This window comes from Stutzerimonas balearica DSM 6083 (assembly GCF_000818015.1).
In the GTDB taxonomy this organism is placed as follows: Bacteria; Pseudomonadota; Gammaproteobacteria; order Pseudomonadales; family Pseudomonadaceae; genus Stutzerimonas; species Stutzerimonas balearica.
In genome coordinates, this window is sequence record NZ_CP007511.1 from 3826869 (window position 1) to 3851770 (window position 24902).

The window sequence follows — 24902 nt, forward strand, 5'->3', positions numbered from 1 at the left end:
AACCCCTTGTCTCTCAGCAGGTGCCCGCCACTCTAACCGCTAGCCTTACGGCGCTGCATCAGTGCCGCTCATGCCGACGCAAGCGCCTAGCGCGCAACAGCTGCGACCCGCAGGCCTCGCAGCAGGCAGGTCCGGCACCTTCCGGCCAATGCACCTCGGCCTGGCACAGCGCACAATTGAGCGACTGGCGCAGGGCAAAGCGGTTCTGTGCCTCGCGCGGTGCCGAGCGTTTTTCCGGTGCGCCACGCACCACGGTCTTAGGGCGCGGGCGAGACAGGCGGGCATGCTCCTGAGCGGCGGCATGCCAGCCCGACAGCCAGCGTTCGTCACCGCTCAGGTAGGCCCTGATCAGCTCGCATTCGGCAGGTGTCAGGCCGTCGACCTCGAGCTCGCCCGCCTCGCCGACGCCGGCCGATCCATCACGCTCGGCCTGCTCCAACGCCAGGGACAGGCGCCGCAGCACACGCCCGTACAGGTTGCCCCGATCCGGTGGCTCTTTGATCATCTCTAGCTACCTCGCTTCCCCTTGCACAAAGCGTAGCTCAGCCCTGGCTGGCCACCCCCAACACGACGGATGGCAAAGCGACTCGGACGGCAAATCAGGTTTCCCTAGGCTGCAAAGGGTCATGTATGCTACGGCGCTTCCATGCCTCTGCCCGCAGCCTCGCGCGCCCACGGATCGGTCTTCCGAGCCGTCGTCTGACTCGCCGCGGCGGAGCGCCCGCCCTCTCCTCAACGCCAGTAGCCATGCACGAACAGTATCTGCCCCGCGAAATCGAAGCCGCCGCCCAAGCCCAGTGGGAAGCGAACAAGTCCTTTGAAGTCAGCGAGGAACCCGGCAAGGACACCTTCTATTGCCTGTCGATGTTCCCCTACCCCAGCGGCAAGCTGCATATGGGGCACGTGCGCAACTACACCATCGGCGACGTGATCGCGCGCTATCAGCGCATGCAGGGCAAGAACGTCCTGCAGCCCATGGGCTGGGACGCCTTCGGCATGCCGGCCGAGAACGCCGCGATGAAAAATCAGGTGGCGCCGGCGAAGTGGACTTACGAGAACATCGCCTACATGAAGGCCCAGCTGAAATCGCTGGGTCTGGCCATCGACTGGTCGCGGGAAGTCACTACCTGCAAGCCGGACTACTACCGCTGGGAGCAGTGGCTGTTCACCCGCCTGTTCGAGAAGGGCGTGATCTACCGCAAGAACGGCACCGTGAACTGGGACCCGGTGGACCAGACCGTGCTGGCCAACGAGCAGGTCATCGATGGCCGCGGCTGGCGTTCGGGCGCGCTGATCGAGAAGCGCGAAATCCCGATGTACTACTTCAAGATCACCGCCTACGCGGATGAGCTGCTGGAGAGTCTGGACGAGCTGGACGGCTGGCCCGAGCAGGTCAAGACCATGCAGCGCAACTGGATCGGCAAGTCGCGCGGCATGGAGATCAGCTTCCCCTACGACGTCGCCAGCATCGGCAGCGAAGGCGTGATGAAGGTCTTCACCACCCGCCCCGATACGCTGATGGGTGCGACCTACGTGGCCGTTGCAGCGGAACATCCGCTGGCCACTCTCGCCGCGCAGAACAACTCCGAGCTGCAGGCCTTCATCGACGAATGCAAGCGCGGCGGCGTCGCCGAAGCCGACATCGCCACCCAGGAAAAGAAAGGCCTGGCCACCTCCCTGCGCGTGCAGCATCCGCTGACCGGGGAGTTGCTGCCGGTATGGGTCGCCAACTACGTACTGATGAACTACGGCGAAGGCGCGGTCATGGCCGTGCCGGCGCATGACGAGCGCGACTTCGAATTCGCCAGCAAGTACGACCTGCCGATCAAGCCGGTGGTGCGCACCAGCGCCGGCGACGAGACGCCCGCGCCCTGGCAGGACGCCTACGGCGAGCACGGCCAGCTGATCAACTCCGGCATCTATGACGGCCTGGATTTCGAAGGCGCCTTCGACGCCATCGAAGTGGCGCTGCAGAAGAAGGGCCTCGGCCAGGCGCGCACCCAGTTTCGCCTGCGCGACTGGGGCATCAGCCGCCAGCGCTACTGGGGCTGCCCGATCCCGATCATCCATTGCGACAGCTGTGGCGACGTGCCGGTGCCGGAAGACCAGCTGCCGGTGGTGCTGCCCGAAGACGTGGTGCCGGATGGCGCCGGCTCGCCGCTGGCGAAGATGCCCGAGTTCTACGAGTGCAGCTGCCCGAAGTGCGGCGCCCCGGCCAAGCGCGAAACCGACACCATGGACACCTTCGTCGAGTCGTCCTGGTACTTCGCCCGCTACGCCAGCCCGAACTACGACCAGGGCATGGTCGACCCGCAGGCGGCCAACCACTGGTTGCCGGTGGATCAGTACATCGGCGGTATCGAACACGCCATCCTCCACCTGCTCTACGCGCGCTTTTTCCACAAGCTGATGCGCGACGAGGGCCTGGTCAGTTCCAACGAGCCGTTCAAGAACCTGCTGACCCAGGGCATGGTGGTCGCCGAAACCTACTACCGCACCCTGGAAAACGGCGGCAAGGACTGGTTCAACCCGGCCGACGTCGAGGTCGAGCGTGATGCCAAGGCCAAGGTCATCGGCGCCAGGCTGAAGACCGACGGGCAGCCGGTGGAAATCGGCGGCACCGAGAAGATGTCCAAGTCGAAGAACAACGGCGTCGACCCGCAGGCGATGATCGATGCCTACGGCGCCGACACCTGCCGCCTGTTCATGATGTTCGCCTCGCCGCCGGACATGAGCCTGGAATGGTCCGACTCCGGCGTCGAGGGCGCCAGCCGCTTCCTGCGCCGCGTCTGGCGTCTGGCCCACGCGCACGTCAGCGCCGGGCTGCCGGGTACGCTCGATCTGGCCGCACTGAACGACGAGCAGAAGGCCGTGCGCCGCGCGATTCACCTGGCGATCAAGCAGGCCAGCACCGATGTCGGCCAGCACCACAAGTTCAACACCGCCATTGCCCAGGTGATGACGCTGATGAACGTGCTGGAGAAGGCGCCGACTGCCAGCGAGCAGGACCGTGCCCTGCGGCAGGAAGGCCTGGAAACGGTCGCCCTGCTGCTGGCCCCGATCACCCCGCATATCTGCCACGAACTCTGGCAGCAGCTGGGCAAGAGCGGCGCGATCATCGATGCGCAATGGCCGAAGGTCGACGAATCGGCCCTGGTGCAGGACAGCCTGACTCTGGTGGTTCAGGTCAACGGCAAGCTGCGTGGCCAGATCGAAGTGCCGGCCAGCGCCAGCCGGGAAGAGGTGGAGACCGCCGCGCGCGGCAATGAGAACGTGCTGCGCTTCACCGAAGGCCTGACCATCCGCAAGGTCATCGTGGTTCCGGGCAAGCTGGTCAACATCGTCGCTAACTGATTCGGCTCCGACGCTGCAGGCGGAGGAGCCCACGAGGGATATACAGATGATCAAACGGAATCTGGCTGTGCTGGGCCTGGCCGCCCTCCTCGGTGGCTGCGGCTTCCAGCTGCGCGGCACCGGCGATGTGCAGTTCGGCCTCAAGGAGCTCGATCTGCAGGCGCGCAACAGCTATGGCGAAACCCGCCAGCAGCTCGAGGATGTACTCGAGCGCAACGATGTGCGCGTCCATCCCGGCGCCCGCTACCGCCTGGATCTGGTCAAAGAGAGCACCCGCCAGCGCGTCGCCAGCTACACCAGCGCGGCGCGCAGTGCCGAGTACGAGCTCACCAGCGAGCTGACCTATCAGTTCCGCGGCCCGCAGGATCGGTTGCTGCTCGAGGACAACGTCGAAGTGCAGAAGGTCTACGTACACGACGAGAACAACCTGATCGGTTCCGACCAGGAAGCCGAGCAGCTGCGCCAGGAAATGCGCCGCGAGCTGATTCAGCAAGTGGTCATGCGCATCCAGCGCATTACCCCGGCCCAGCTCGACCAGCTGCAGCAAGAGGCGGAGGCCAGGGCTCGCGCCGAGGCCGAGGCGCTCGAAGCCGCTCGGCGCGAGCAGGGCGCGCAGCCCCTGCAGTCGCCGATCCAGCTGCCGCTGCAGTGAAGCCGGAGGAGCCGCCGCCGCGGCTCCTCTCGTTTGCCGTCAATGAAACTCTCCCCCGCCCAACTCGCCAAGCACCTGCAGGGTTCGCTGGCCCCGGTTTACGTGGTCTGCGGCGACGAGCATCTGCTCTGCCAGGAAGCCTGTGACGCGATCCGCCAGGCGACGCGTGGCCAGGGTTTCAGCGAACGTCAGGTGTTCAATGTCGAGACCGGCTTCGACTGGGGTCAGCTGATCGAGGCTGGCGCCAGCCTGTCACTGTTCGCCGAGAAGCGCCTGATCGAACTGCGCATCCCCAACGGCAAGCCCGGCGACAAGGGTGCCGCGGCCCTGCTCGATTATCTGGCGCGCCCGGCCGAAGACACCGTGCTGTTGATCAGCCTGCCGAAGCTCGACGGCAGCACGCAAAAGACCAAGTGGGCCAAGGCGCTGATCGACGGCAAGGATGTGCAGTTCGTGCAGATCTGGCCGGTCGACGCCGCGCAGCTGCCCCAGTGGATCCGTCAGCGCCTGGCGCAGGCCGGCCTGGCCGCTGACCAGGAAGCGGTGGAAATGATCGCGGCGCGCGTCGAGGGCAACCTCCTCGCCGCTGCCCAGGAGATCGAAAAGCTCAAGCTGCTGGCCGAAGGCGGGCAGATCAACGCCGAGACGGTCCAAGCCGCGGTAGCCGACAGCGCCCGCTACGACGTATTCGGCCTGATCGACGCCTGCCTGCACGGCCACGCCAGCCATGCCCTGCACATGCTCGAAGGCCTGCGTGGCGAAGGCATCGAGCCGCCCGTGATCCTCTGGGCCCTGGCCCGCGAGCTGCGCCTGCTGGCCGGCATTGCACAGCAATACGCCCAGGGCCTGCCACTCGAGAAGGCCTTCGCCCAGGCGCGGCCTCCGGTGTGGGACAAACGCAGGCCGCTCGTTTCCAAGGCCTTGCAGCGGCACAGCGCGCAACGCTGGAACCAGCTGCTGATGGACGCCCAGCGCATCGATGCCCAGATCAAGGGCCAGGCCGAAGGCAATCCCTGGACCGGGCTGGCTGATCTGTGCCTGCAGTTGGCTGGCACGCGCATCCTGAACCGCTGAGCCAAGCGTGGCACAGGCGGTCGCCTGCCCCGCGCAAGCCGCACAAAGCGTGATAATGTTCTCAGCCGATTTCCCCATCGAGAGTGGTGATGTTCTACCCCTTCGTTCCCGTGCTGTTGCTACGCACGCTGGTCGCCGGCACGGCGCTAGGGCTGGTGGCCTGCGCCGCCAAGCCGCTCGCCGAGAGCTATGCGCCCCAGCCCGCTTCATCGGCAAGTCAGAGCACCGCAGAGGCGCCGACGGCCGGCGCCCCCGCGGCACTGCCATTGCCGGGTTTTGCTGAATGGCGCGATCAGTTTCGGCAGCAGGCGCTGGCCGCGGGCATCAGTCCCCGCGTATTCGACGAAGCCTTCGCTGGCGTGACTCCGGACCCGACCGTCATCACTGCCGACCGCAGCCAGCCGGAATTCACTCGCCCAGTCTGGGCATATCTCGACGGGGCGCTTTCGACGCAACGCGTCGAGCGCGGCAAAAGGCTATTGACCGAACATGCCGACACGCTGGCCCGCATCGAAGACCGCTACGGTGTGGATCGCCAGGTGCTTGTCGCCGTGTGGGGTCTGGAAAGCAGCTTTGGCCAGATCATGGGCGACAAGTCGGTCATTCGCTCGCTGGCCACCCTCGCTCACGAAGGCCGGCGGCCGGAGTTCGCTCGCACCCAGCTACTCGCCGCCTTGCAGATCCTCCAGAGCGGCGACGTCCGCCCCGAGCGGATGCGCGGCTCCTGGGCCGGCGCCATGGGCCAAACCCAGTTCATTCCCACCACCTACAACACCCACGCGGTCGACTTCGACGGCGACGGTCGCCGCGACATCTGGGGCAGCGCGGCTGACGCACTGGCATCGGCTGCCCACTACCTGCAAGCCTCGGGTTGGAGCCTCCATCAACCCTGGGGTACGGAAGTGCGCCTGCCCTCGGGGTTCGACTACGCCCTGGCCGATGCCAGCATCCGCAAGCCGCTCGGGGACTGGCGTGCGCTGGGCATCGCCGGCATTCCGGACGGCGACGACAGCGCGCAGGCCAGCTTGCTGTTGCCGGCCGGGCACCGCGGCCCCGCGTTCCTGGTGCTGGATAACTTCCGTAGCATCCTTCGCTATAACAACTCGTCTTCGTACGCGCTGGCGATCGGCCTGCTGGCCGATCGTTTTCGCGGCCGTGGCGAGGTCGCCGGCGAATGGCCGCGCGACGAACAACCGTTGAGCCGCTCCGAGCGGCTGGAACTGCAGGAGCGCCTTGCGCGCCAGGGTTACGACCCCGGCACGGCCGACGGCATCATCGGCGCCAATACGCGCAAGGCGATACGCGGTTTTCAGCAAACCCTCGGCTGGCCGGCCGACGGGCACCCCACCCAGGAGCTGCTGGGCCGTCTGCGCGCGCGTCCCTGAGCGATCACGGCAACGAAAAAGCCCCGGAATCCGGGGCTTTTCATTTGACGCTGCGGTCCGCTCAGTGCTTCACGGCCACTTCGTAGAGATAATCCGGCAGTGGATCGATGACGATCTGCTGGCCTTGATAGTGGGCGCGAACCGACTCCCGCGGCACGACGCCGTGCGGGACCCGCTCATCGCCATCGAGGCGCTGCCGAGCACGGTAGTCGATGACGCAACCATCGGCCTCGACCCAGAAATGCGGCTTGACCACTTTTCCGTCGAGCTCGACCTGCCCCAGCATGGCGCGATAGGGAATGTGCTGCTTGGCCAGGCGCGTCACCACCAAGCGACTCATCGCGTCGCATTCGACCTTGGCGGTATCCAGATCATCGAGCAGATTCTTCAACTGGGGGTGGTTCATGAGCTATGGCCCTCGGCCTGATGTTGACGGCCGACACTATAGACCAAAGTCTAATGCGGCGGAATGACGCAATTTACTTGCCAAGCTAACTAACGATCCTGTGGTTTTTTCAGGCAGCCGTCAGCATCCCGGTACATCAGGTCAAGAGGAAAAGCCACTACATGGAAAAAGGTCCGGCGATTGCCGGGCCTTTCTAGGTCACTCGCCTTTGGCGGCATGCGCCTGTTGGTCGGCGTGATAGGAGGAGCGCACCAACGGGCCCGAGGCGACGTTTTTGAAACCCATCTTCTCGGCTTCGTCGGCGAACCAGACAAAAGTGTCCGGATGGACGAAGCGCTGCACCGGCAGGTGGTTGCGCGAGGGCTGCAGGTACTGGCCGAGCGTGAGCATGTCGATGTCATGCTCGCGCATGCGCTGCATCACCTCGATGACCTCCTCGTCCGTCTCGCCGAGGCCGAGCATGAGGCCGGACTTGGTGGGGATACCGGGCACGCGCTCCTTGAACTTCTGCAACAGGTCCAGCGACCACTCGAAGTCAGACCCCGGACGCGAGGAGCGGTACAGCCGCGGCACCGTTTCCAGGTTGTGATTGAAGACATCCGGCGGCTCGCTGGCGGTGATCTCCAGAGCGATGTCCATGCGCCCGCGATAATCGGGCACCAGAGTTTCGAGCTGGATCGATGGCGACAGCTTGCGGATCTCCCGCAGGCAGTCGGCGAAATGCTGGGCGCCACCGTCGCGCAGGTCGTCGCGATCCACCGATGTGATCACCACGTACTTCAGACGCATGTCGGCGATGGCCTGGGCCAGGTTCTTCGGCTCGTCCGGATCGAGCGGCTTCGGCCGGCCATGCCCCACATCGCAGAACGGGCAGCGACGCGTACAGATGTCGCCCATGATCATGAAGGTGGCGGTCCCGCTGGAGAAGCATTCGCCCAGGTTCGGGCAGGAGGCTTCCTCGCAGACGCTGTGCAGCCTGTGCTTGCGCAAGGTCTGCTTGATGTTCTCGACCTCCGGCGAAACCGGGATACGTACCCGAATCCAGTCGGGCTTCTTCGGCAACTCGTCGGTGGGAATGATCTTCACCGGGATGCGCGCCACCTTCTCGGCGCCACGCAGCTTGACCCCCGCCTCGACTTTCGCCGGTCGCTTGTCCGTCGTTTCAACAGTACTCATAGCTTTCGATTCCGCCCGCAAGGGTCTTCTGTTGCGTATAGCCAAGGTGGTCGGCGAGACGATCGCGCAAGCTGTGCGCGACCTCTTCCAGTTCGACCGGCCCGGCGATGAGGTCACGCAGTTGGGTCATGGCCAGCCCCGCATAACCGCAGGGGTTGATTCGCCGGAAGGGCTGCAGATCCATGTCCACGTTAAGCGCCAGGCCGTGGAAGGAGCGTCCGTTGCGAATGCGCAGGCCGAGGGAGGCGATCTTGGCGCCATCGACGTAGACGCCCGGGGCATCGGCCTTGGCCGCCGCGGTCACGCCCCGCTCGGCGAGCACTTCGACGATGCTCTGCTCGATCAGCGAGACCAGCTGGCGAACGCCAATGCCCAGCCGCCTCACATCCAGCAGCAGGTAGCAGATCAGCTGGCCGGGACCGTGGTAGGTCACCTGCCCTCCGCGATCAGCCTGCACTACCGGGATCTCGCCGGGGAACAGCAGGTGCTCGGCCTTGCCGGCCTGGCCCTGGGTGAATACCGGGGGATGCTGCAGCAGCCAGAGTTCGTCCGGCGTCTGCGGCCCACGCTCGTTGGTGAAACGCTGCATCGCGCGCCAGGCGGTCTGGTACTCGACCAGACCGCACTCGCGCACGACAAGCTCGCCAGACGCCATTACAGGACCATATGCACGCGGCCGGTCGCCCGCAGGTCCGTGTGGATGGCCTGCAACTGCTCGACGCCGGTCGCGGTGATCAGCACCTGGACGGAGAGGAAACGCCCGTTGCGACTGTCGCGCAACACCACGCTGGACTCGTCCAGTCCGGGCGCATGCCGCTGAATGACTTCGATGATCAACTCACGGAAGCCGTCACCGGCATCACCGATCACCTTGATCGGGTAGCGCTCGCAGGGAAATTCGATTTTCGGCGCCTGGGCGTCGTTAGAGGTATCGGTCATGAGACGGACCCGTGATCCGCAAGGCGCACCGGCGGCCTGGTGAGCACCGGTGCGCGAACGCGTCAGTTGAACAGGCTGAAGAAGAACAGGCGAATACTATCCCACAGACGACGGAACAGCCCACCCTCCTCCACGGCTTCCAGCGCGATCAGATCGCTGGTGTGCAGCACCTGCTCACCCTGCTTGACCTCGACCTTGCCAATCACCTGGCCCTGCGCGATCGGTGCGATCAGCGTATCGGCGAAGCTCATCGAGGCCTGCAGCTTGTCCAGCTGGCCGCGCTGCAGAGTCAGCGTCAGATCTTCGGCCAGGCCGGCCTTGACCTTGTCCTGCTCACCTTTCCAGACCTGCTGCTGCGCCAGCTCCACACCCTTCTGGTAGAAGGTCCGGGTTTCGAAGAAGCGGAAGCCGTAGGTCAGCAGCTTCTGCGTCTCGGCCGCGCGGGCCTGCTCGCTGTTGGTGCCGAACACCACCGCGATCAGACGCATGCCGTCACGCACGGCCGAAGCGACCAGGCAGTAGCCGGCCTCTTCGGTGTGACCGGTTTTCAGGCCATCGACGGTCTTGTCGCGCCACAGCAGCAGGTTGCGGTTCGGCTGCTTGATGTTGTTCCAGAGGAACTCCTTCTGCGCATAGATCGCATAGTGCGCCGGGTCCTCGTGAATGATCGCGCGCGCCAGCTTGGCCATGTCGGCGGCCGAAGAGTAGTGCTCGGGATGCGGCAACCCGGTGGCATTCATGAAATGGGTGTTGTTCATGCCCAGGCGCTGGGCAGTCGCGTTCATCAGGTCCGCAAAGGCCTCCTCGCTGCCGGCGATATGCTCGGCCAGCGCTACGCTGGCATCGTTGCCGGACTGGATGATCACGCCATGCAGCAGGTCGCCCACCGAGACCTGGCTGTTGACCTGGATGAACATGCGCGAGCCGCCCGTGCGCCAGGCCTTTTCGCTCACCGTGACCATGTCGCTGTCGCTGATCTGCCCCTTCTTGATTTCCAGGGTGGCGATGTAGGCGGTCATCAGCTTCGTCAGGCTCGCCGGCGGCAGGCGCTCGTCGCCATTGTTTTCCACCAGCACGTTGCCGCTGGAGGCATCCATCAGCAGATAGGACTTGGCGGCCAGCTGCGGTGGTGAGGGGATGATCGGTGCCGCCCAGACCGCCGGCGCGATCGTCAGCAGGGCCAGGACCATGAAGCGTTTCAGGTAAATGGTGATGTTCATCCGGTTCTCGATGGGTTGGTGTATCGGGTGCCACGAAATGGCGCGGACTCAGTCAGCCTTGACTCGCCGGGGCTGACCGAGATTGGCAAGCCGCACGCTCTGCTCGAGCTGTGTGGCCTCACTCTGCGTCTTGATCGGCCCAAGCCTCACACGATGCAGAATCTGCTGGTTGTGCACGACCGAGCTGACGAACACCGGCGCGGTGACCACGCCCGCCAACTTGTCCTTGAGCAGTTCGGCGGCGTCCGGATTGGCAAAGGCGCCGACCTGCAGATACAGCCCCTCGTTACCGTTCGCACGCTGCGAGGCGGGCTCGACCTCGACCGGCAGCACGGCCGCGGCGTGTTGCTGCGGCGGCGGTGTATAGCGCTCGACCGGCTGAGCGATGGAGCCAGCCGCCGGCTTGGCGGCCGCGGGCTGGGCCAGCACCATTGGCACGGCCTTGCCGCGCGCCGCCCACCACTGCTCCGGGTCGATGCCCTCGACCTTGACCCGTGCCGTGCCGCTTTCGGCGTAACCGAGCTTCTTCGCCGCGGCAAAGGACAGATCGATGATGCGATCGGAATAGAAGGGCCCGCGATCATTGACCCTGAGCGTGACGCTGCGGCCGTTGTCCAGGTTGGTCACCTTGACGTAGCTCGGCAACGGCAGAGTCTTGTGCGCCGCGCTCATCCCATACAGGTCGTAGGTTTCGCCGTTGGCCGTGGCCTGGCCATGAAACTTGGTGCCATACCAGGACGCTGTGCCGACCTCCGCATAGCGCCGGCCATCGTTCATCGGGTAATAGGTCTTGCCGAGCACCGTGTAGGGATTGGCCTTGACCGGGCCGTAATGAGGCATCGGCGTGGCATCGGGGATCTGCGAGACATCGACGTCCCACCAGGGCGCGCCATCCTTGTGGGGCCTGGCGTAGCTCCCAGCGGCGCCGGCCTGGCCGCCGCTCGTATCGCGCGGCCCCGGAGCGGACGAGCAGCCGGCCACGACCACACAGGCAAGCGTCAGCGCCGACAGCCCGCGACGTGCCTTCATAGCGTCGCTCCCTTGGCTTGCGCGAGCTTCTCGGACAGCTGATGCACTGCCATGGCGTACATCACGCTGCGGTTGTAGCGCGTGATCACGTAGAAATTCGGCAGGCCGACCCAGTATTCGTCACCCTCGGCGCCTTCCAGGCGAAAGGCGGTTACCGCTGTGCCATCGGCCACCGGCGTATCGGTACGCCAGCCCAGGCCACGCAGCGCGGCGGCATCGAGCACCGGCTCGAGACCGACTGTCAGCCCCTTCTCGTATTCCGGGCCGTCGACCTCGGCACGTGCGACCACCGGCTCGCCAGCCACCCAGCCATGCTGCTTGAAATAGCTCGCGGCGCTGCCGATCGCATCGACCGGATTGCTCCAGATGTCGATGTGGCCGTCGCCGTCGAAATCCACCGCATAGGCGCGGAAGCTGCTCGGCATGAACTGTGGCAGCCCCATCGCGCCGGCGTAGGACCCCTTGAGCGTCAGCGGATCGACCTGCTCCTCACGGGCAAGCAGGAGGAATTCCTTGAGCTGCTGGCGGAAGAACGGCTGGCGCGGCGGATAATCGAAGCCCAGCGTCGACAAGGCATCGATCACCCGGTAGTTGCCAGTATTGCGCCCGTAGAAGGTTTCGACGCCGATGATTGCGACAATCACCTGCGCCGGAACACCGAACTCGGCCTCGGCGCGCGCCAGGGCCGCCTCGTTCTGCCGCCAGAAGTCCACCCCCTGGGCGATGCGCGAGTCGGTGATGAAGATCGGACGATACTCCTTCCACGGCTTGACCCGCTCGGCCGGCCGCGAAATCGCGTCGAGGATCGCCTGCTTGCGCTGCGCCTGGCCGAACAGCTCGTGCAGCTGCTCGGCCGCGAAGCCGTATTCCTGGGTCATTTCGTCGATGAACTGGTCCACCGCTGGGCTCTGGTAGTCGCCGGCAATGGCCGACTGCGCGCCGGCGAAGACGCCGACCAGCCCCAGCATGCGGAGCGTTCGCGTCATCCAGACACGCGTTGTAGGAATCAAGGAATTCACTCTCATCAAACCTGGGCGATCCACTTGCGATGGGTGTGGATCGACATCAAAACCCCGAACCCCGACAGCAGGGTCACCAGCGAAGTTCCACCGTAGCTGATAAAGGGAAGCGGCACCCCCACCACGGGCAGCAAGCCGCTGACCATGCCGATGTTGACGAAGACATAGACGAAGAACGTCATGGTCAACGCACCGGCGAGCAGTTTGCCAAACAGCGTCTGTGCCTGCACGGTGATGGTCAGCCCCCGCGCGATCAGCAGCAGGTAGAGCACCAGCAACAGGCAAACGCCAACCAGCCCGAACTCTTCGGCCAGAACGGCAATGATAAAGTCGGTATGGCTTTCCGGCAAAAAATCCAGGTGCGACTGGGTGCCGAGCAGCCAACCCTTGCCGAATACGCCGCCCGAGCCGATCGCCGCCTTTGACTGGATGATGTTCCAGCCGGTACCGAGCGGATCGCTTTCCGGATCGAGAAAGGTCAGCACGCGCTGCTTCTGATAATCGTGCATGACGAAGTACCACATGCCGACGGCGACCGGCACCAATGCGGTCACCGCACCGAGAATCCAGCGCCAGGGCAGCCCGGCAATGAACAGGACGAAGGCGCCGGACGCGAGGATCAGCAGCGAGGTCCCCAGATCAGGCTGCTTGAGAATCAGCACGAACGGCACGACGATCAACGCCAGGCTGACCAGCGTGTGCTTCAGCCGTGGCGGCAGGGGGCGCGACGACAGATACCAGGCGATGGTCATCGGCATGATGATTTTCATGAACTCGGACGGCTGGAAGCGGATCACGCCCGGAATGTTGATCCAGCGCGTCGCCCCCATCGCGGTGTGCCCGAGAAACTCGACGACCAGCAGCAGCCCGACCACCACCAGATAGCCCAGCGGCACCCAGCGTGCCATGAAGCGCGGCTCGAACTGTGCGATTACCAGCATCGCGCCGAGGCCGAGGCCAAAGGAACTGGCCTGCTTCATCAGCAGGTCGAGGTTCTTGCCGCTGGCCGAGTAAAGGATGAACAGGCTGGCCGCCGCCAGCGTCAGCAACAGCAGCAGCAACAGCCCGTCGATGTGCAGGCGCTGCAGAAGCGTGGCCCGGCGACGCATCACGTCCTCGCGCGAAAGCGTGCGATCGAAGGTACCGCTCATGATTTTTCGCCTTCTGCCTTGGCCGCAGGCGCGTATTCCGCCTTCAGCTGACCACTGTCGTCGAGCAGCCAGGCGTCGAGCACCGCCTTGGCGACCGGGGCGGCCACGCCCGAGCCGGATTCGCCATTCTCGACCATCACCGCCACGGCGATCTCGGGGTCCTGGACCGGGGCGAAGGCAACGAACAGCGCATGGTCGCGATGCCGCTCGGCCAGCCGCGAGCTGTCGTACTTCTCGCCCTGCTTGATCGCCACCACCTGCGCCGTGCCACTCTTGCCGGCAATGCGGTAGGCAGCGCTATCGCCAACCTTCTTCGCGGTACCACGCGGGCCGTGCAGCACCTGCTCCATGCCGTGGATCGAGTAGTCCCAGAACTTCGGATCGCGCAGCTCGATATCCGGCATCGGATCCGGATCCACTGGCGGCTCGCCACCAATGCGCCGGGCCAGATGCGGACGAATCCACTTGCCGCGGGTAGCCATCAGCGCCGTGGCCTGGGCCAGTTGCAACGGCGTGGCCTGCATGTAGCCCTGGCCGATGCCGAGAATGACCGTTTCGCCTGGGTACCACGGCTGCCGGTAACGGCTGCGCTTCCACTCGCGCGAAGGCATCAGGCCGGCGGTTTCCTCGTACATGTCCAGCGCCACGCGCTGCCCCAGGCCGAAGCGCGACATGTAATCATGCATGCGATCGACCCCAAGCTTATGCGCCATGTCGTAGAAGTAGGTGTCGTTGGAACGCATGATCGCCAGCTCCAGGTCCACCGAGCCGTCGCCGCCGCGGTTCCAGTTGCGGTACTTGTGCTTGACGTTCGGCAACTGGTAGTAGCCCGGGTCGTAGACGCGGCTGGTCGGCGTGATCACCCCGGCATCCAGCCCGGCGATCGCCATCATCGGCTTGATCGTCGAACCCGGCGGATAGAGCCCGCGCAGCACGCGGTTGTACAGCGGGCGGTCGATCGAGTCGCGCAGCGCACCGTAGTCCTTGAAGCTGATGCCGGTGACAAAGAGGTTGGGATCGAAGCTCGGCTGGCTGACCATCGCAACCACCTCGCCGGTCTTCGGCAGCAGCGCCACGATCGCACCGCGACGCCCGGCCAGTGCCGCCTCGGCAGCCTCCTGCAGTTTCAGGTCGAGGGTCAGCGTGATGTCCTTGCCGGGCACCGGGTCGGTGCGCTTGAGCACGCGCAGCACGCGACCGCGCGCGTTGGTCTCCACCTCTTCGTAGCCAACCTGGCCGTGCAGCACGTCCTCGTAGAATTTCTCGATGCCGGTCTTGCCGATGTGATGGGTGCCGGCGTAGTTCACCGGATCCAGGCTCTGCAGTTCCTTTTCGTTGATTCGCCCGACATAGCCCACCGAGTGCGCGAAATGCGCACCCTGCGGGTAGTGGCGGACGAGCTGGGCGGCGACCTCGATGCCCGGCAGGCGGAACTGATTCACCGCGATCCGCGCGATCTGTTCCTCGCTCAGCTCGTACATGATCGGCACCGGCTCGAACGGCCGCCGCCCCTGCAGGACACGCTTCTCGAACAGCTCACGCTCTTCGGCGCCGAGCTCGAGCACCTCTACCACGCGGTCGAGGACTTCCCGCCATTCGCCGGCGCGCTCGCGGGTGACAGTCAGGCTGAAGCTCGGCCGGTTGTCGGCGATCACCCGCCCGTTGCGATCGTAGATCAGCCCACGGCTCGGCGGAATCGGCTGCACATGGACGCGGTTGTTTTCCGACAGCGTGGAGTGGTAGTCGAACTGGATGACCTGAAGAAAGTACATCCGTGCCACCAGCACACCGGACAGCAGCAGCACGACGAGCGCGCCGACGATGATCCGGCGGCGGACCAGCAGTGCGTCTTTTTCGTGATCCTTGAGCTGAATCGGCTGCGGCATGTCGAGCGCTTCGGCGAACTACTTGTGATAGGGGTGACCGGACAGAAGCGTCCAGGCGCGATAGATCTGCTCGGCAACCAGCACGCGCACCAACGGATGCGGCAGGGTCAGCGGTGACAGCGACCAACGCTGCTCGCTGCGGGCACAGACCTCCGGTGCCAGCCCTTCCGGGCCGCCAACCATGAGGTTGACGTTACGTGCGTCCAGCCGCCAACGGTCGAGCTCGGCGGCCAGCTGTTCGGTGCTCCAGGGTTTGCCATGCACCTCCAGCGTGACGATTCGCTCGCCAGGCTGGACGCGCGCCAGCATGGCCTCACCTTCCTGGCGAATCAAGCGCGCGACGTCGGCATTCTTGCCACGCGTGTTGAGCGGGATCTCGGCGAGCTCGAGTGGCAGCTCGCCGGGCAGCCGGCGGGCATATTCCTGCCAGCCCTCCTCCACCCAGCGCGGCATCTTCGAGCCGACGGCGATCAGGCGGACGCGCACACCTACTCCGCGGACTGACCGTGCTGGGCGCGACTCTGTTCGGCGCCCTGCCAGAGGCGCTCGAGGTCATAGAACTGCCGGGTCGGCACCTGCATGACGTGAACGACCACATCGCCGAGGTCCAGCAGGGCCCATTCGCCGCCGTCCAGCCCTTCGCTGCCGAGCGGGCGCACGCCCTGCTCCTTGACCTTCTCCAGGACGTTCTCGGCCAGCGCCTTGACCTGGCGGCTGGAGGTACCGCTGGCAATCACCATGTAATCGGTAACGCTGGTCTTGCCCCGTACATCGATGACCACGATGTCCTGGCCTTTCAGATCTTCCAGCGCGGCAACCGCCAGCTGGACCAGTGCTTCATTTTGCATAAGGGAAAACAACCTCAGTTCGACGCCCGGTACAGCCCGTGCGCGTTGATATAGGCCAGGACCGCATCGGGCACCAGGAAGCGCACCGACTTGCCACTGGCCAGCAATTGACGAATCTGCGTGGCCGACACCTCCAGTGGTGTCTGCCAGACAAAGGCGATCTGCCCGGCCGCGCCGGCGAGTGCCTGTGGATCGGGCACGCTGCGCGCCGCCACCAGGTCCTGCAGCGCCTGCGGCGCCTCGCTGCCGGCATCCGGCCGCTGCAGGACCAGGATATGGCAGTAGTCGAGCAGTTCTTCCCAGCGATGCCAGGTCGGCAACCCGCAGAAGGCATCCCAGCCCACGATGAGCAGCAGCTGATCCTCGGCTGCCAGTTCGGCGCGCAGTGAGATCAGCGTATCGAGCGTATAGGACGGCCGGTCGCGCTCCAGTTCGCGCGCATCGACCGCCAGCGGCGGCAGGTCCGCCACCGCCAGCCGGACCATGGCCAAGCGGTCCTCGGCCGAGCAACTGGGCGTCTCCCGGTGGGGCGGACGCGCGTTGGGAATCAGCCGCAGCTCGTCCAGATCGAACATTTCGGCCACCTCCAGCGCGCCGCGCAGGTGGCCGATGTGCACCGGATCGAAGGTTCCGCCAAGGATGCCGATGCGCCGAACCATCAGGTGCGAATATGCCCGTCGCCGAGCACCACGTATTTCTCGCTGGTCAGCCCTTCCAGGCCGACCGGCCCGCGTGCATGCAGCTTGTCCGTGGAAATGCCGATCTCCGCCCCCAGGCCGTACTCGAAGCCGTCGGCGAAGCGGGTCGAGGCGTTGACCATCACCGAACTGGAATCCACCTCGGTGAGGAAGCGCCGCGCATCGGTAAAGTTCTCGGTGACGATCGCGTCGGTGTGCTGCGAGCCGTAACGGTTGATGTGCTCGATCGCCGCGTCGAGCGAATCGACCAGGCGGATCGACAGGATCGGCGCGTTGTACTCGGTCGCCCAGTCCTGCTCCGTGGCTTCCAGCACATCGGCCCCCAGCAGCGCCCGCGTTCCGGCGCAGCCACGCAGCTCGACGCCCTTGTCGCGATAGATCGCGGCCAGCGGCGGCAGCACCTCAGCGGCGATCGCCTGGTGCACCAGCAGGGTTTCCATGGTGTTGCAGGGCGCGAAACGCTGGGTCTTGGCGTTGTCGGCGATGCGGATGGCCTTCTGCGGATCGGCCGCCACGTCGATGTAGACATGGCAGATGCCGTCCAGATGCTTGATCACCGGCACTCGCGCATCACGGCTGATGCGCTCGATCAGCCCCTTGCCGCCGCGCGGCACGATCACGTCGACGTATTCGGGCATGGCGATCAGCGCACCGACAGCCGCGCGGTCGGTGGTCTCGACCACCTGCACGCTGGCTGCCGGCAGCTCGGCCTCGAGCAGGCCCTGAGCGATGCAGCGGGCGATGGCTCGATTGGAATGGATCGCCTCGGAACCGCCGCGAAGGATGGTCGCGTTGCCGGACTTCAGGCACAGGCTGGCGGCGTCGATGGTCACGTTCGGCCGCGACTCGTAGATGATCCCGACCACGCCCAGCGGCACTCGCATCTTGCCGACCTGAATGCCCGACGGCATGTAGCGCATGTCGCGGATCTCGCCGATCGGATCGGGCAGCGCCGCGACCTGGCGCAGGCCTTCGATCATGCTGTCGATGACCTTGGGCGTCAGCGCCAGGCGATCGAGCATCGCCGCGTCCAGGCCGTTGGCCCGGCCCTGGGCCAGATCCTGCTCGTTGGCGGCGACCAGTTCGTCGCGGGCGGCGTCCAGCGCGCGAGCAGCGGCCTGCAGGGCGCGGTTCTTCTGTGCCGTGCTGGCACGGGCAAGCACCCGCGAAGCCTCTCGTGCGGAGCGGCCCAGACGGGTCATGTAGTCGAGTACGGACTCGGTCATGGTATGGCTGGCCTGATCTGGAGGGAAAGCGGCTGATTATAGCCAGGCGCGTCGCCCGCGCCCAGCGGCGTCGACCGAAGGCCCGGTTGTTGCAGCGGGTAAAGAATTCGCCGGCCGAGGCCGCCACGGCGCGGCTATCATCGCGGCACGCAACCGCTCATCGCATCGGTGGTCGAAATCGTTCCGTAGCAAAGGAAGTCCTGCATGGGCCATTGGCTCGACTCGCTCACCGCCTGGCTGGCTGCCAACCCGCAGTGGCTCGGGCTGACCCTCGTCATTGTCGCCTGCCTGGAATGCCTGGCGGTCGTCGGCCTGCTGGTGCCCGGCACGGCGCTGGTTCTGGCCCTTGCCGTGCTCGCCGGCAACGGCGTGCTGAGCCTGGGCGAGACGCTGCTGCTGGGCTATGTCGGCGGGCTGCTCGGCGACCTCCTGTCCTATGCCCTGGGCCGGCGCTATCACCGCGGCATTCGCGGCCTGCCCGGTCTGCGCCAGCACCCCGAATGGCTGGAAGGCGCGGAGGCCTACTTCGCCCGTTATGGCGTCGCCAGCCTGCTCGTCGGCCGTTTCATCGGGCCGCTACGGCCGATGCTGCCGATGACCGCCGGCATGCTGGACATGCCGTTCGGCCGCTTCCTGCTGGTCAGCCTGGTCGCGGCGGCCGGCTGGTCGATGGCCTACCTGATGCCCGGATGGACGGCCGGCGCCGCGATGCGCCTGCCTCTGGCCGAGGGCTTCTGGGGCGAAGCCGCGATCGTTGCCGGCGGCACCTTGCTGGTGATCGGTCTGATCGTCCACGGCAGCCTGCGGCAGTTTCGCTGGATCACCCTGCTGGCCGCCAGCGCGTCCCTGGCGCTACTGGCCGGCCTGTTCTTCGGCTGGCCATACCTGAAGATATTCGACGAAGGCCTGCTGGCCGTCATCCAGGGCGAACGCAGTGCGGCCATGGACCAGGCGATGGTGCTGATCACCCGCCTGGGCGACTTCCACACCCAGCTCTGGGCCGCCACCCTGCTCAGCCTGCTGCTGCTGACGATGCGTCAGTGGCGCGCGGCGACCTTCGCCGTCAGCACCCTGCTCGGCACCGCACTGGCCAATGGCGCGCTGAAGGCGACGTTCGCGCGCCTGCGTCCGGAGGTACTCAGCGAGCCTCTGACCAGCTACAGCTTTCCCAGTGGCCACAGTTCGGCGGCGTTCGCCTTCTTTCTCGTGCTCGGTGTGCTGGCCGGTCGCGAGCAGCCACCACGCATGCGGCTGACCTGGCTGCTGCTGGCCTGTCTGCCGGCCACGGCGATCGCCCTTTCACGCATGTACCTGGGTGTGCACTGGGCCACCGACGTACTGGCCGGCGCCCTGCTGGCCGCCACCCTGTGCGCGACCAGCCTGACCCTGGTGCAGTGGCACCGCCCGCTACCGGCGCTCAGCGCGCGTGTCTGGTGGCTGCTACTGCCGGCCTGCCTGGGGTTGCTCGGCGCCTTCGCCGCCTGGCGCCTGCCGGATGCGCTGCAGCTCTACCACTACGTGGCCGGCTGACCTGCGCTAATCGGGCGCATCGCCCTGCAACCGTTCCAGCCACTGTTGGATGAGTTGCAGGCGCTCGGCGGGCTCGTCGGTTGCGAGCAACTGGAGCTTCTGTGCGGTTTCGAACGGCAGCAGGTAGGCCAGTTTGCTCGCCAGCTCGGCCTGCCCGCGGATTTCGCCCGGCATGCCCAGCGTTCGCACCATCGGGTGCTGCCCGAGCGCCTGCAGCAGCACCAGCAAGTCCTCGTACTGGGCATCGAGCGCCCGGTCGCAGACCTCGTCGCGCCAGCTCACCTCGGCGACCAGCAACTGATCGCGCTGCACCTCGGTCGACTGCACATCGAAACGCCGGGCCCCCTCGACGCGAATTCCCAACAGGCCATTGGGGCGCTGCTGCCAGTCGCGAATCAGGGCCTCGCAGCCGACCATGGCATGGGCGCTCGGCGCCGGGCCCACTTCGTGACCCTCGAGAATGCGCACCACGCCAAAGCCGTGGCCGGCCTTCAGGCAGGCGCTGACCATGTCCAGATAGCGCGGCTCGAACAGCTGCAGATCCAGTACGCAACCGGGAAACAGCACGGTATCGAGCGGGAACAGCGGCAGATTCATAACGGCTCCATCACAGCAACAGGGATACCACCAGCGGCAGCAGCACGGCGGTCATCACGCCCATCAGGCTCATCGCCAGCGCGGCGAATGCACCGCACTCGTCACCCTCCTGCAGTGCCTGGGCGGTGCCGACCGCGTGTGCGGTCAGGCCGAGCGCCATGCCGCGGGCCGCAGGATGGAGAACCCCGCAGCGGCGCAACAGTTCCGGCCCCAGGATTGCGCCGAGCACGCCAGTCAGCATGACGAACACCGCCGCCAGCGCGACCACGCCGCCGATCTGCTCGGCCACCAGCATGGCGATCGGCGAGGTCACCGACTTCGGCGCCAACGTCATGAGAATCATCTGGTCGGCACCGAACAGCCAGGCCAGGCCCATGCCCAGCGCCGTAGCCGCCGACCCGGCCACCAGCAGGGTCACCACGATCGGCACGAAGAGTTCACGGATACGCCGCATGTTCAGGTACAGCGGTACCGCCAGCGCGACGGTCGCCGGGCCGAGCATGAGCGTGAGCAGGCGCGAACTGCCGGCGTAATCCTCATAGGCCAGGCCACACAGCAGCAGGATGGCGATGATCATCAGCGCCGAGACCAGCACCGGCTGCAGGAACACCCAGCGCGTCTTCTCATAGGCGGCAAAGGCCAGCTGGAAGGCGGCCAGCGTGATGCCGACGCCGAACAGCGGATGGTGGATCAGCGCCTGCCAGGCGGCGTGCCATTGCAGGGCCGTCATGCCTGTTCCCTCTGGCGCTGCTGCCGACGAATCAGCGCCTGCATCAGCCGCCCGGTCAGCACCAGCGACAGCAGCAGCGAAATCACCAGGGTGCCGACGATGGCCCAGAAGTCTTCGAGAATCGCCTCGGTATAGACCATCACGCCCACCGCCGGTGGCACCAGCAGCAGCGGCAGATAGCGCAGCAGACTGCTGGCCGCCAGCTGGATGGAGTCGCTGGCGCTACCTCGGAGCAACAGCGCGAGAAACAACAGCACCATGCCAATGATCGGCCCCGGCAGCATCGGCAGCACGAGCACGTTCACGACGGTGCCGAGCAGCTGGAACAGCACCAGCCAGGTCAGGCCGCGAAGCAGCATAGAAAAGCCTCCCGTTGAAATGCAGCGAGTATAAGCCGCCCGTGCCAGGCGGCAGGAATATCGGCCCGCATGCGAGCTATGCCCGGGCATTCGTGCAGGTCATGCGAGTTGTCGCCCACACGATGGCGTGCTGATCTAGCCGGACAACAACAAGTCTCAGGAGGTCACATGCCGCAGGTACCGATCGAACAACTCAAGGATTACATCGGCAAGGAACTCGGCCACTCCGACTGGCTGACCGTCGACCAGGATCGAGTCGACCGTTTCGCCGACTGCACCGGCGATCATCAGTTCATCCACGTCGATCCGGAGCGCGCGCGCGAAACCCCGTTCGGCGGCACCATCGCCCACGGTTTCCTCTCGCTGTCGCTGATGCCGATGCTGATGGAAGGCCTGATGGTCACGCCCGCCGGCACCCGGATGGGCGTCAACTACGGGCTCGACAGCCTGCGGTTCATCCAGCCGGTGCGCGTCGGCTCGCGGGTTCGCCTGGCGCTGACGCTGCTCGACGCCTACGAAAAGAATCCCGGCCAGTGGTTGCTCAAGGGCCGCGCGGTGATGGAGATCGAGGGCGCGGAGAAGCCGGCCTACGTCGCCGAGACCCTGGCGCTCTGCATTCTCTGAGCGTCACCCATGGCGCTGGCGCGTCCTGCGCTTTGCGGCATACTCAGGGCATCCTGCAGTCCGGACCCGCCATGCGCCATCTCTTGCTTGCCACCGTTACCCTGCTGCTCGCCGCCTGCGGCGAGGGCGAGCCGATCCTGCCCGCCGATGGCGTGCTGCCCGATGGCGGGCGCTACCGGGGCACCCTGGTCGACGGCCTGATGCAGGGCGACGGGCGCATCGACTATCCCGATGGCAGCTTCTACCAGGGCCCGTTCCGCAACGGGCGCCGGCATGGCGAGGGCCTCTGGCAGGCCGCCAACGGTGACCGTTACGAAGGCACCTTCCACGACGGCCTTTTCGACGGCCAGGGCCGCTTCAGCTTCGCCAGCGGCGGGGTCTACGAAGGGGACTTCCATCGTGGCCACATGCAGGGCAAGGGGCGGTTTCGCCAAGGCGAGGCCAGCTACCAGGGCGAGTTCCACGCCGACCTCTACCACGGCCAGGGCGTGCTCGAATATGCCGACGGCAGCCGCTACGAGGGGCAGTTCGTTGCCGGACACCCGCATGGCCTGGGTACCCGCCAGGATGCCCAGGGTACCTTCAGCGGGCAGTTTCGCGATGGCGTGCTCGCCGGGCCCGGTAGCTATGTCGATGCCTCGGGCGCGCGCTACAGCGGCGAGTTCGCCGATGACCAGTTCCACGGTCAGGGCCGCTACGAAGAAGCCGGCGACGTCTGGATCGGCACCTTCGTCAATGGCGAGTTGAGCGGCCAGGGCGAGCACCTGGCCGCCGACGGCAGCCGCTACAGCGGCGAATTCCGCGCCTGGCAGTACGACGGCCGCGGACGTCTGGAGCGCCCGGACGGCAGCGTCTATCTCGGCGAGTTCAGCCATGGCCGGTTCGCCGGGCGCGGCGAGCTGAGCCTGGCCGACGGGACCCGGCAGGTCGGCCTCTGGCGCAAGGGCCTGCGCGTGCGCGACGAGCAGGGTAGGCGCCTGCCGGACCCGCTGGAACTCGCCCTGCTCGAACAGGGCGCCCTGCTGCAGCGCGCCATTGACCAGTTGCCCGCCTCTACGCCGGCGCCGGAGCTCTACGCCCTGACGCTGGCTGGCGATGGTCGGCAGAGCGTATTCATGCGCGAGGCCGATTATGTCGACCAACTGCTGGGTGAACGTTTTGCCGCGCGCGGCCGGATCAGCCTGGTCAATCATCGCGACCAGCTCGCCGAGCGCCCGCTGGCCACGCGCGAGAATCTCGCGCGCGCCCTGCGTGCGATCGCCGAACGCAGCGGCCCCGAAGATCTGGTGTTCATCTACCTCACCAGCCACGGCACGGCGGATCATCGCCTGGTGCTGGCACAGCCGCGCCTGGCGCTGAGCGACCTCGGCGCGGACGAACTGGCCGAACTGATGCAGCCGCTGGGCAAGCGGCGCAGCGTCGTGGTGATCTCGGCCTGCTATTCGGGCGGCTTCATCGAACCACTGAAAAGCCCGCAGCGGTTGGTCATGACCGCCGCCAGCGCCGATCGGGTTTCGTTTGGCTGCTCGGAGCAGAACGATTTCACCTACTTCGGCCGCGCCCTGTTCGAGCAGGCCCTGCAACAAACCGACGATCTTGCCGAGGCCTTCGCACTGGCGCAAAGCCAGGTTGCCGAATGGGAAGCGGCCGACGACTATGAACCTTCGCAGCCGCAACTCTGGGCACCACCGCAGGTGCTTGAACAGTGGCTGGCGTTAAGGGCCGGCCAGGCCCGATCGATGACCGATCGCCACAAGGAGCAATAACCATGCAGTTGACGCCCCAGCACGTACTGCTTGCCGGCGCCACGGGACTGACCGGCGAACACCTGCTCGATCGCCTGCTCGACGAGCCCACTGTGGCACGTGTCCTGGCGCCGTCACGCAAGCCGCTTGCCGCACACCCGCGGCTCGACAACCCGGTTGGCGAACTCACCGAGCTGCTGCCACGGCTGCAAGGTCCGGTGGACACCGCCTTCTGCTGCCTGGGCACCACACTCAAGCAGGCCGGCAGCGAGGAGGCATTCCGCGCCGTGGACCGCGACCTGGTGATCGCCTTCGCGCAGCGCGCGCGGGAGCTGGGTGCACGTCACCTGCTGGTGATCAGCTCACTGGGCGCCGGTGCGGACAGCTCGTTTCTCTACTGCCGGGTCAAAGGCGAGATGGAGGCAGCACTCGAGGGGCAAGGCTGGCCACAGCTGACCATCGCCCGCCCTGCACAACTGCTGGGCCAGCGCCTGGAACCTCGCCTGGGCGAGCGCCTGACAGCGCCGCTGTCACAGCTGCTGCCGGGCAAATACCACGGCATCGAGGCCTGCAGCCTGGCGCGGGCGCTCTGGCGCCTGGCACTGGAGGATGGTGAAGGCGTGCGAATCGTCGAGTCCGACGAGCTGCGCCGGCTCGGCAAGTAGCGGCTGTGTCGGCCCGGGCGCGCAGCGTCTCCGGGCCGGCTCGCTCACACCTTGATGAAGTGCTCGCGATAGTGGCGCAACTCGGCGATGGAGTCGCGGATGTCATCCAGCGCCAGATGCGTGCTGCTCTTTTTGAAACCTTCCATGATCTGCGGCGCCCAGCGTGCCGCCAGTTCCTTGAGCGTCGAGACGTCCAGGTTGCGGTAATGGAAGTACGCCTCCAGCCGGGGCATCTGCCGGTAGAGGAAGCGCCGATCCTGGCAGATGCTGTTGCCGCAGATCGGCGACTTGCCCTTCGGCACCCACTGCTCGAGAAACGCCAGCGTCTGTGCTTCGGCCTCGGCCGTGCCGATGCGGCTCTCACGAACGCGTTGCGTCAGGCCGGACCCGCCGTGCTGGCGGGTATTCCACTCATCCATGCGCGCGAGCACCTCGTCGCTCTGGTGCACGGCGATCACCGGGCCCTCGGCCAGCACGTTGAGCTGACTGTCGGTGACGATGGTGGCCATCTCGATGATCACGTCGGTATCCGGGTCCAGCCCGGTCATCTCGAGGTCGATCCAGATCAGGTTCTGCGGGTTCTGCATGA

At 66.0% G+C, this 24902-nt stretch carries 26 protein-coding genes; 8 read left to right on the forward strand and 18 right to left on the reverse strand.

Features of this window, described 5'->3' with window-relative positions; genetic code table 11:
• Window positions 1-58 precede the first annotated feature (58 nt).
• On the reverse strand, window positions 59-505 hold the full coding sequence (locus CL52_RS17835) for a hypothetical protein (RefSeq protein WP_061337568.1): 447 nt from the start codon (window positions 503-505) through the stop codon (window positions 59-61).
• A gap of 242 nt (window positions 506-747) precedes the next feature.
• Here CL52_RS17835 and leuS point away from each other — a divergent pair, with 242 nt between their 5' ends.
• From leuS to CL52_RS17855, 4 genes are all read left to right on the forward strand, one after another.
• Entirely contained in the window at window positions 748-3354 is a 2607-nt protein-coding gene (gene leuS / locus CL52_RS17840; protein ID WP_041108088.1) for a leucine--tRNA ligase, read from the forward strand.
• Window positions 3355-3400: 46 nt separating this feature from the next.
• Entirely contained in the window at window positions 3401-4006 is a 606-nt protein-coding gene (locus CL52_RS17845) for an LPS-assembly lipoprotein LptE (protein WP_041108090.1), read from the forward strand.
• 42 nt (window positions 4007-4048) lie between these two features.
• Window positions 4049-5080, forward strand: a complete 1032-nt coding sequence (holA, locus tag CL52_RS17850) for a DNA polymerase III subunit delta (protein ID WP_043222147.1) — start codon at window positions 4049-4051, stop codon at window positions 5078-5080.
• Window positions 5081-5169: 89 nt separating this feature from the next.
• Window positions 5170-6465: a lytic murein transglycosylase gene (locus CL52_RS17855; protein ID WP_043222149.1), complete on the forward strand. Its 1296-nt coding sequence runs from the start codon at window positions 5170-5172 to the stop codon at window positions 6463-6465.
• 61 nt (window positions 6466-6526) lie between these two features.
• Here CL52_RS17855 and CL52_RS17860 read toward each other — a convergent pair whose 3' ends face one another.
• From CL52_RS17860 to CL52_RS17920, 13 genes are all read right to left on the reverse strand, one after another.
• Window positions 6527-6871 carry a hypothetical protein gene (locus CL52_RS17860; protein WP_043222151.1) on the reverse strand — a complete coding sequence of 115 codons (345 nt, stop codon included), beginning with the start codon at window positions 6869-6871 and terminating at the stop codon, window positions 6527-6529.
• A 198-nt stretch (window positions 6872-7069) separates the two neighbouring features.
• Window positions 7070-8047, reverse strand: coding sequence for a lipoyl synthase (gene lipA, locus CL52_RS17865; RefSeq protein ID WP_043222153.1), 978 nt, complete (start codon window positions 8045-8047; stop codon window positions 7070-7072).
• Window positions 8034-8702, reverse strand: a complete 669-nt coding sequence (gene lipB / locus CL52_RS17870) for a lipoyl(octanoyl) transferase LipB (RefSeq protein WP_043222155.1) — start codon at window positions 8700-8702, stop codon at window positions 8034-8036. The genes lipA and lipB overlap by 14 nt, the downstream gene beginning before the upstream one ends.
• Window positions 8702-8986: a DUF493 domain-containing protein gene (locus CL52_RS17875; RefSeq protein WP_041108102.1), complete on the reverse strand. Its 285-nt coding sequence runs from the start codon at window positions 8984-8986 to the stop codon at window positions 8702-8704. Before CL52_RS17875 ends, lipB begins: the two co-directional genes overlap by 1 nt.
• Before the next feature lie 62 nt (window positions 8987-9048).
• Window positions 9049-10206, reverse strand: coding sequence for a D-alanyl-D-alanine carboxypeptidase family protein (locus CL52_RS17880; RefSeq protein ID WP_043222157.1), 1158 nt, complete (start codon window positions 10204-10206; stop codon window positions 9049-9051).
• 48 nt (window positions 10207-10254) lie between these two features.
• The gene (locus CL52_RS17885; protein ID WP_043222159.1) at window positions 10255-11235 is read right to left on the reverse strand and encodes a septal ring lytic transglycosylase RlpA family protein; all 981 of its coding nucleotides are present in this window, start codon (window positions 11233-11235) and stop codon (window positions 10255-10257) included.
• Window positions 11232-12221, reverse strand: coding sequence for a lytic murein transglycosylase B (gene mltB, locus CL52_RS17890; protein ID WP_043222161.1), 990 nt, complete (start codon window positions 12219-12221; stop codon window positions 11232-11234). Before mltB ends, CL52_RS17885 begins: the two co-directional genes overlap by 4 nt.
• Window positions 12222-12259: 38 nt before the next feature.
• Entirely contained in the window at window positions 12260-13405 is a 1146-nt protein-coding gene (gene rodA / locus CL52_RS17895; protein ID WP_041108110.1) for a rod shape-determining protein RodA, read from the reverse strand.
• Window positions 13402-15291 (reverse strand): penicillin-binding protein 2, encoded by a 1890-nt coding sequence (gene mrdA, locus CL52_RS17900; protein WP_043222163.1) that lies wholly within the window; start codon window positions 15289-15291, stop codon window positions 13402-13404. Before mrdA ends, rodA begins: the two co-directional genes overlap by 4 nt.
• Before the next feature lie 18 nt (window positions 15292-15309).
• Window positions 15310-15777 (reverse strand): 23S rRNA (pseudouridine(1915)-N(3))-methyltransferase RlmH, encoded by a 468-nt coding sequence (rlmH, locus tag CL52_RS17905; protein WP_041108114.1) that lies wholly within the window; start codon window positions 15775-15777, stop codon window positions 15310-15312.
• 2 nt (window positions 15778-15779) lie between these two features.
• On the reverse strand, window positions 15780-16139 hold the full coding sequence (rsfS, locus tag CL52_RS17910) for a ribosome silencing factor (protein ID WP_041108116.1): 360 nt from the start codon (window positions 16137-16139) through the stop codon (window positions 15780-15782).
• Window positions 16140-16153: 14 nt separating this feature from the next.
• Complete coding sequence (nadD, locus tag CL52_RS17915; RefSeq protein ID WP_041108118.1) at window positions 16154-16798, reverse strand: nicotinate-nucleotide adenylyltransferase; 645 nt, start codon at window positions 16796-16798, stop codon at window positions 16154-16156.
• Window positions 16798-18063 (reverse strand): glutamate-5-semialdehyde dehydrogenase, encoded by a 1266-nt coding sequence (locus CL52_RS17920; protein WP_043222165.1) that lies wholly within the window; start codon window positions 18061-18063, stop codon window positions 16798-16800. The genes nadD and CL52_RS17920 overlap by 1 nt, the downstream gene beginning before the upstream one ends.
• Before the next feature lie 204 nt (window positions 18064-18267).
• On the opposite strand from CL52_RS17920, the gene CL52_RS17925 reads away from it, so the two are divergent.
• Window positions 18268-19593 (forward strand): bifunctional DedA family/phosphatase PAP2 family protein, encoded by a 1326-nt coding sequence (locus CL52_RS17925; protein WP_043222167.1) that lies wholly within the window; start codon window positions 18268-18270, stop codon window positions 19591-19593.
• A 6-nt stretch (window positions 19594-19599) separates the two neighbouring features.
• Here the strand turns inward: CL52_RS17925 and CL52_RS17930 are convergent, their stop codons facing one another.
• The 3 genes from CL52_RS17930 to CL52_RS17940 are packed head-to-tail and all read right to left on the reverse strand — an operon-like array spanning window position 19600 to window position 21279.
• Window positions 19600-20190, reverse strand: coding sequence for an LON peptidase substrate-binding domain-containing protein (locus tag CL52_RS17930; protein ID WP_043222170.1), 591 nt, complete (start codon window positions 20188-20190; stop codon window positions 19600-19602).
• A gap of 10 nt (window positions 20191-20200) precedes the next feature.
• Complete coding sequence (locus CL52_RS17935; protein WP_041108126.1) at window positions 20201-20920, reverse strand: LrgB family protein; 720 nt, start codon at window positions 20918-20920, stop codon at window positions 20201-20203.
• Window positions 20917-21279, reverse strand: coding sequence for a CidA/LrgA family protein (locus CL52_RS17940; RefSeq protein WP_041108128.1), 363 nt, complete (start codon window positions 21277-21279; stop codon window positions 20917-20919). The genes CL52_RS17935 and CL52_RS17940 overlap by 4 nt, the downstream gene beginning before the upstream one ends.
• Window positions 21280-21447: 168 nt before the next feature.
• On the opposite strand from CL52_RS17940, the gene CL52_RS17945 reads away from it, so the two are divergent.
• From CL52_RS17945 to CL52_RS17955, 3 genes are all read left to right on the forward strand, one after another.
• Complete coding sequence (locus CL52_RS17945) at window positions 21448-21903, forward strand: MaoC family dehydratase (protein WP_043222172.1); 456 nt, start codon at window positions 21448-21450, stop codon at window positions 21901-21903.
• Between the two features lie 71 nt (window positions 21904-21974).
• The gene (locus CL52_RS17950; protein WP_043222174.1) at window positions 21975-23669 is read left to right on the forward strand and encodes a C13 family peptidase; all 1695 of its coding nucleotides are present in this window, start codon (window positions 21975-21977) and stop codon (window positions 23667-23669) included.
• A 2-nt stretch (window positions 23670-23671) separates the two neighbouring features.
• On the forward strand, window positions 23672-24313 hold the full coding sequence (locus tag CL52_RS17955) for an oxidoreductase (protein WP_041108134.1): 642 nt from the start codon (window positions 23672-23674) through the stop codon (window positions 24311-24313).
• A gap of 44 nt (window positions 24314-24357) precedes the next feature.
• On the opposite strand, the gene orn is transcribed toward CL52_RS17955, so the two are convergent.
• On the reverse strand, window positions 24358-24900 hold the full coding sequence (orn, locus tag CL52_RS17960) for an oligoribonuclease (protein ID WP_043222175.1): 543 nt from the start codon (window positions 24898-24900) through the stop codon (window positions 24358-24360).
• Window positions 24901-24902 lie beyond the last annotated feature (2 nt).

Excerpts from the sequence above, each read along its gene's own strand:
- CL52_RS17835 (WP_061337568.1), bottom strand. The coding sequence starts at position 505 with ATGATCAAAGAGCCACCGGATCGGGGCAACCTGTACGGGCGTGTGCTG.
- leuS (WP_041108088.1), top strand. The coding sequence starts at position 748 with ATGCACGAACAGTATCTGCCCCGCGAAATCGAAGCCGCCGCCCAAGCC.
- CL52_RS17845 (WP_041108090.1), top strand. The coding sequence starts at position 3,401 with ATGATCAAACGGAATCTGGCTGTGCTGGGCCTGGCCGCCCTCCTCGGT.
- holA (WP_043222147.1), top strand. The coding sequence starts at position 4,049 with ATGAAACTCTCCCCCGCCCAACTCGCCAAGCACCTGCAGGGTTCGCTG.
- CL52_RS17855 (WP_043222149.1), top strand. The coding sequence starts at position 5,170 with ATGTTCTACCCCTTCGTTCCCGTGCTGTTGCTACGCACGCTGGTCGCC.
- CL52_RS17860 (WP_043222151.1), bottom strand. The coding sequence starts at position 6,871 with ATGAACCACCCCCAGTTGAAGAATCTGCTCGATGATCTGGATACCGCC.
- lipA (WP_043222153.1), bottom strand. The coding sequence starts at position 8,047 with ATGAGTACTGTTGAAACGACGGACAAGCGACCGGCGAAAGTCGAGGCG.
- lipB (WP_043222155.1), bottom strand. The coding sequence starts at position 8,702 with ATGGCGTCTGGCGAGCTTGTCGTGCGCGAGTGCGGTCTGGTCGAGTAC.
- CL52_RS17875 (WP_041108102.1), bottom strand. The coding sequence starts at position 8,986 with ATGACCGATACCTCTAACGACGCCCAGGCGCCGAAAATCGAATTTCCC.
- CL52_RS17880 (WP_043222157.1), bottom strand. The coding sequence starts at position 10,206 with ATGAACATCACCATTTACCTGAAACGCTTCATGGTCCTGGCCCTGCTG.
- CL52_RS17885 (WP_043222159.1), bottom strand. The coding sequence starts at position 11,235 with ATGAAGGCACGTCGCGGGCTGTCGGCGCTGACGCTTGCCTGTGTGGTC.
- mltB (WP_043222161.1), bottom strand. The coding sequence starts at position 12,221 with ATGACGCGAACGCTCCGCATGCTGGGGCTGGTCGGCGTCTTCGCCGGC.
- rodA (WP_041108110.1), bottom strand. The coding sequence starts at position 13,405 with ATGAGCGGTACCTTCGATCGCACGCTTTCGCGCGAGGACGTGATGCGT.
- mrdA (WP_043222163.1), bottom strand. The coding sequence starts at position 15,291 with ATGCCGCAGCCGATTCAGCTCAAGGATCACGAAAAAGACGCACTGCTG.
- rsfS (WP_041108116.1), bottom strand. The coding sequence starts at position 16,139 with ATGCAAAATGAAGCACTGGTCCAGCTGGCGGTTGCCGCGCTGGAAGAT.
- nadD (WP_041108118.1), bottom strand. The coding sequence starts at position 16,798 with ATGGTTCGGCGCATCGGCATCCTTGGCGGAACCTTCGATCCGGTGCAC.
- CL52_RS17920 (WP_043222165.1), bottom strand. The coding sequence starts at position 18,063 with ATGACCGAGTCCGTACTCGACTACATGACCCGTCTGGGCCGCTCCGCA.
- CL52_RS17925 (WP_043222167.1), top strand. The coding sequence starts at position 18,268 with ATGGGCCATTGGCTCGACTCGCTCACCGCCTGGCTGGCTGCCAACCCG.
- CL52_RS17930 (WP_043222170.1), bottom strand. The coding sequence starts at position 20,190 with ATGAATCTGCCGCTGTTCCCGCTCGATACCGTGCTGTTTCCCGGTTGC.
- CL52_RS17935 (WP_041108126.1), bottom strand. The coding sequence starts at position 20,920 with ATGACGGCCCTGCAATGGCACGCCGCCTGGCAGGCGCTGATCCACCAT.
- CL52_RS17940 (WP_041108128.1), bottom strand. The coding sequence starts at position 21,279 with ATGCTGCTTCGCGGCCTGACCTGGCTGGTGCTGTTCCAGCTGCTCGGC.
- CL52_RS17945 (WP_043222172.1), top strand. The coding sequence starts at position 21,448 with ATGCCGCAGGTACCGATCGAACAACTCAAGGATTACATCGGCAAGGAA.
- CL52_RS17950 (WP_043222174.1), top strand. The coding sequence starts at position 21,975 with ATGCGCCATCTCTTGCTTGCCACCGTTACCCTGCTGCTCGCCGCCTGC.
- CL52_RS17955 (WP_041108134.1), top strand. The coding sequence starts at position 23,672 with ATGCAGTTGACGCCCCAGCACGTACTGCTTGCCGGCGCCACGGGACTG.
- orn (WP_043222175.1), bottom strand. The coding sequence starts at position 24,900 with ATGCAGAACCCGCAGAACCTGATCTGGATCGACCTCGAGATGACCGGG.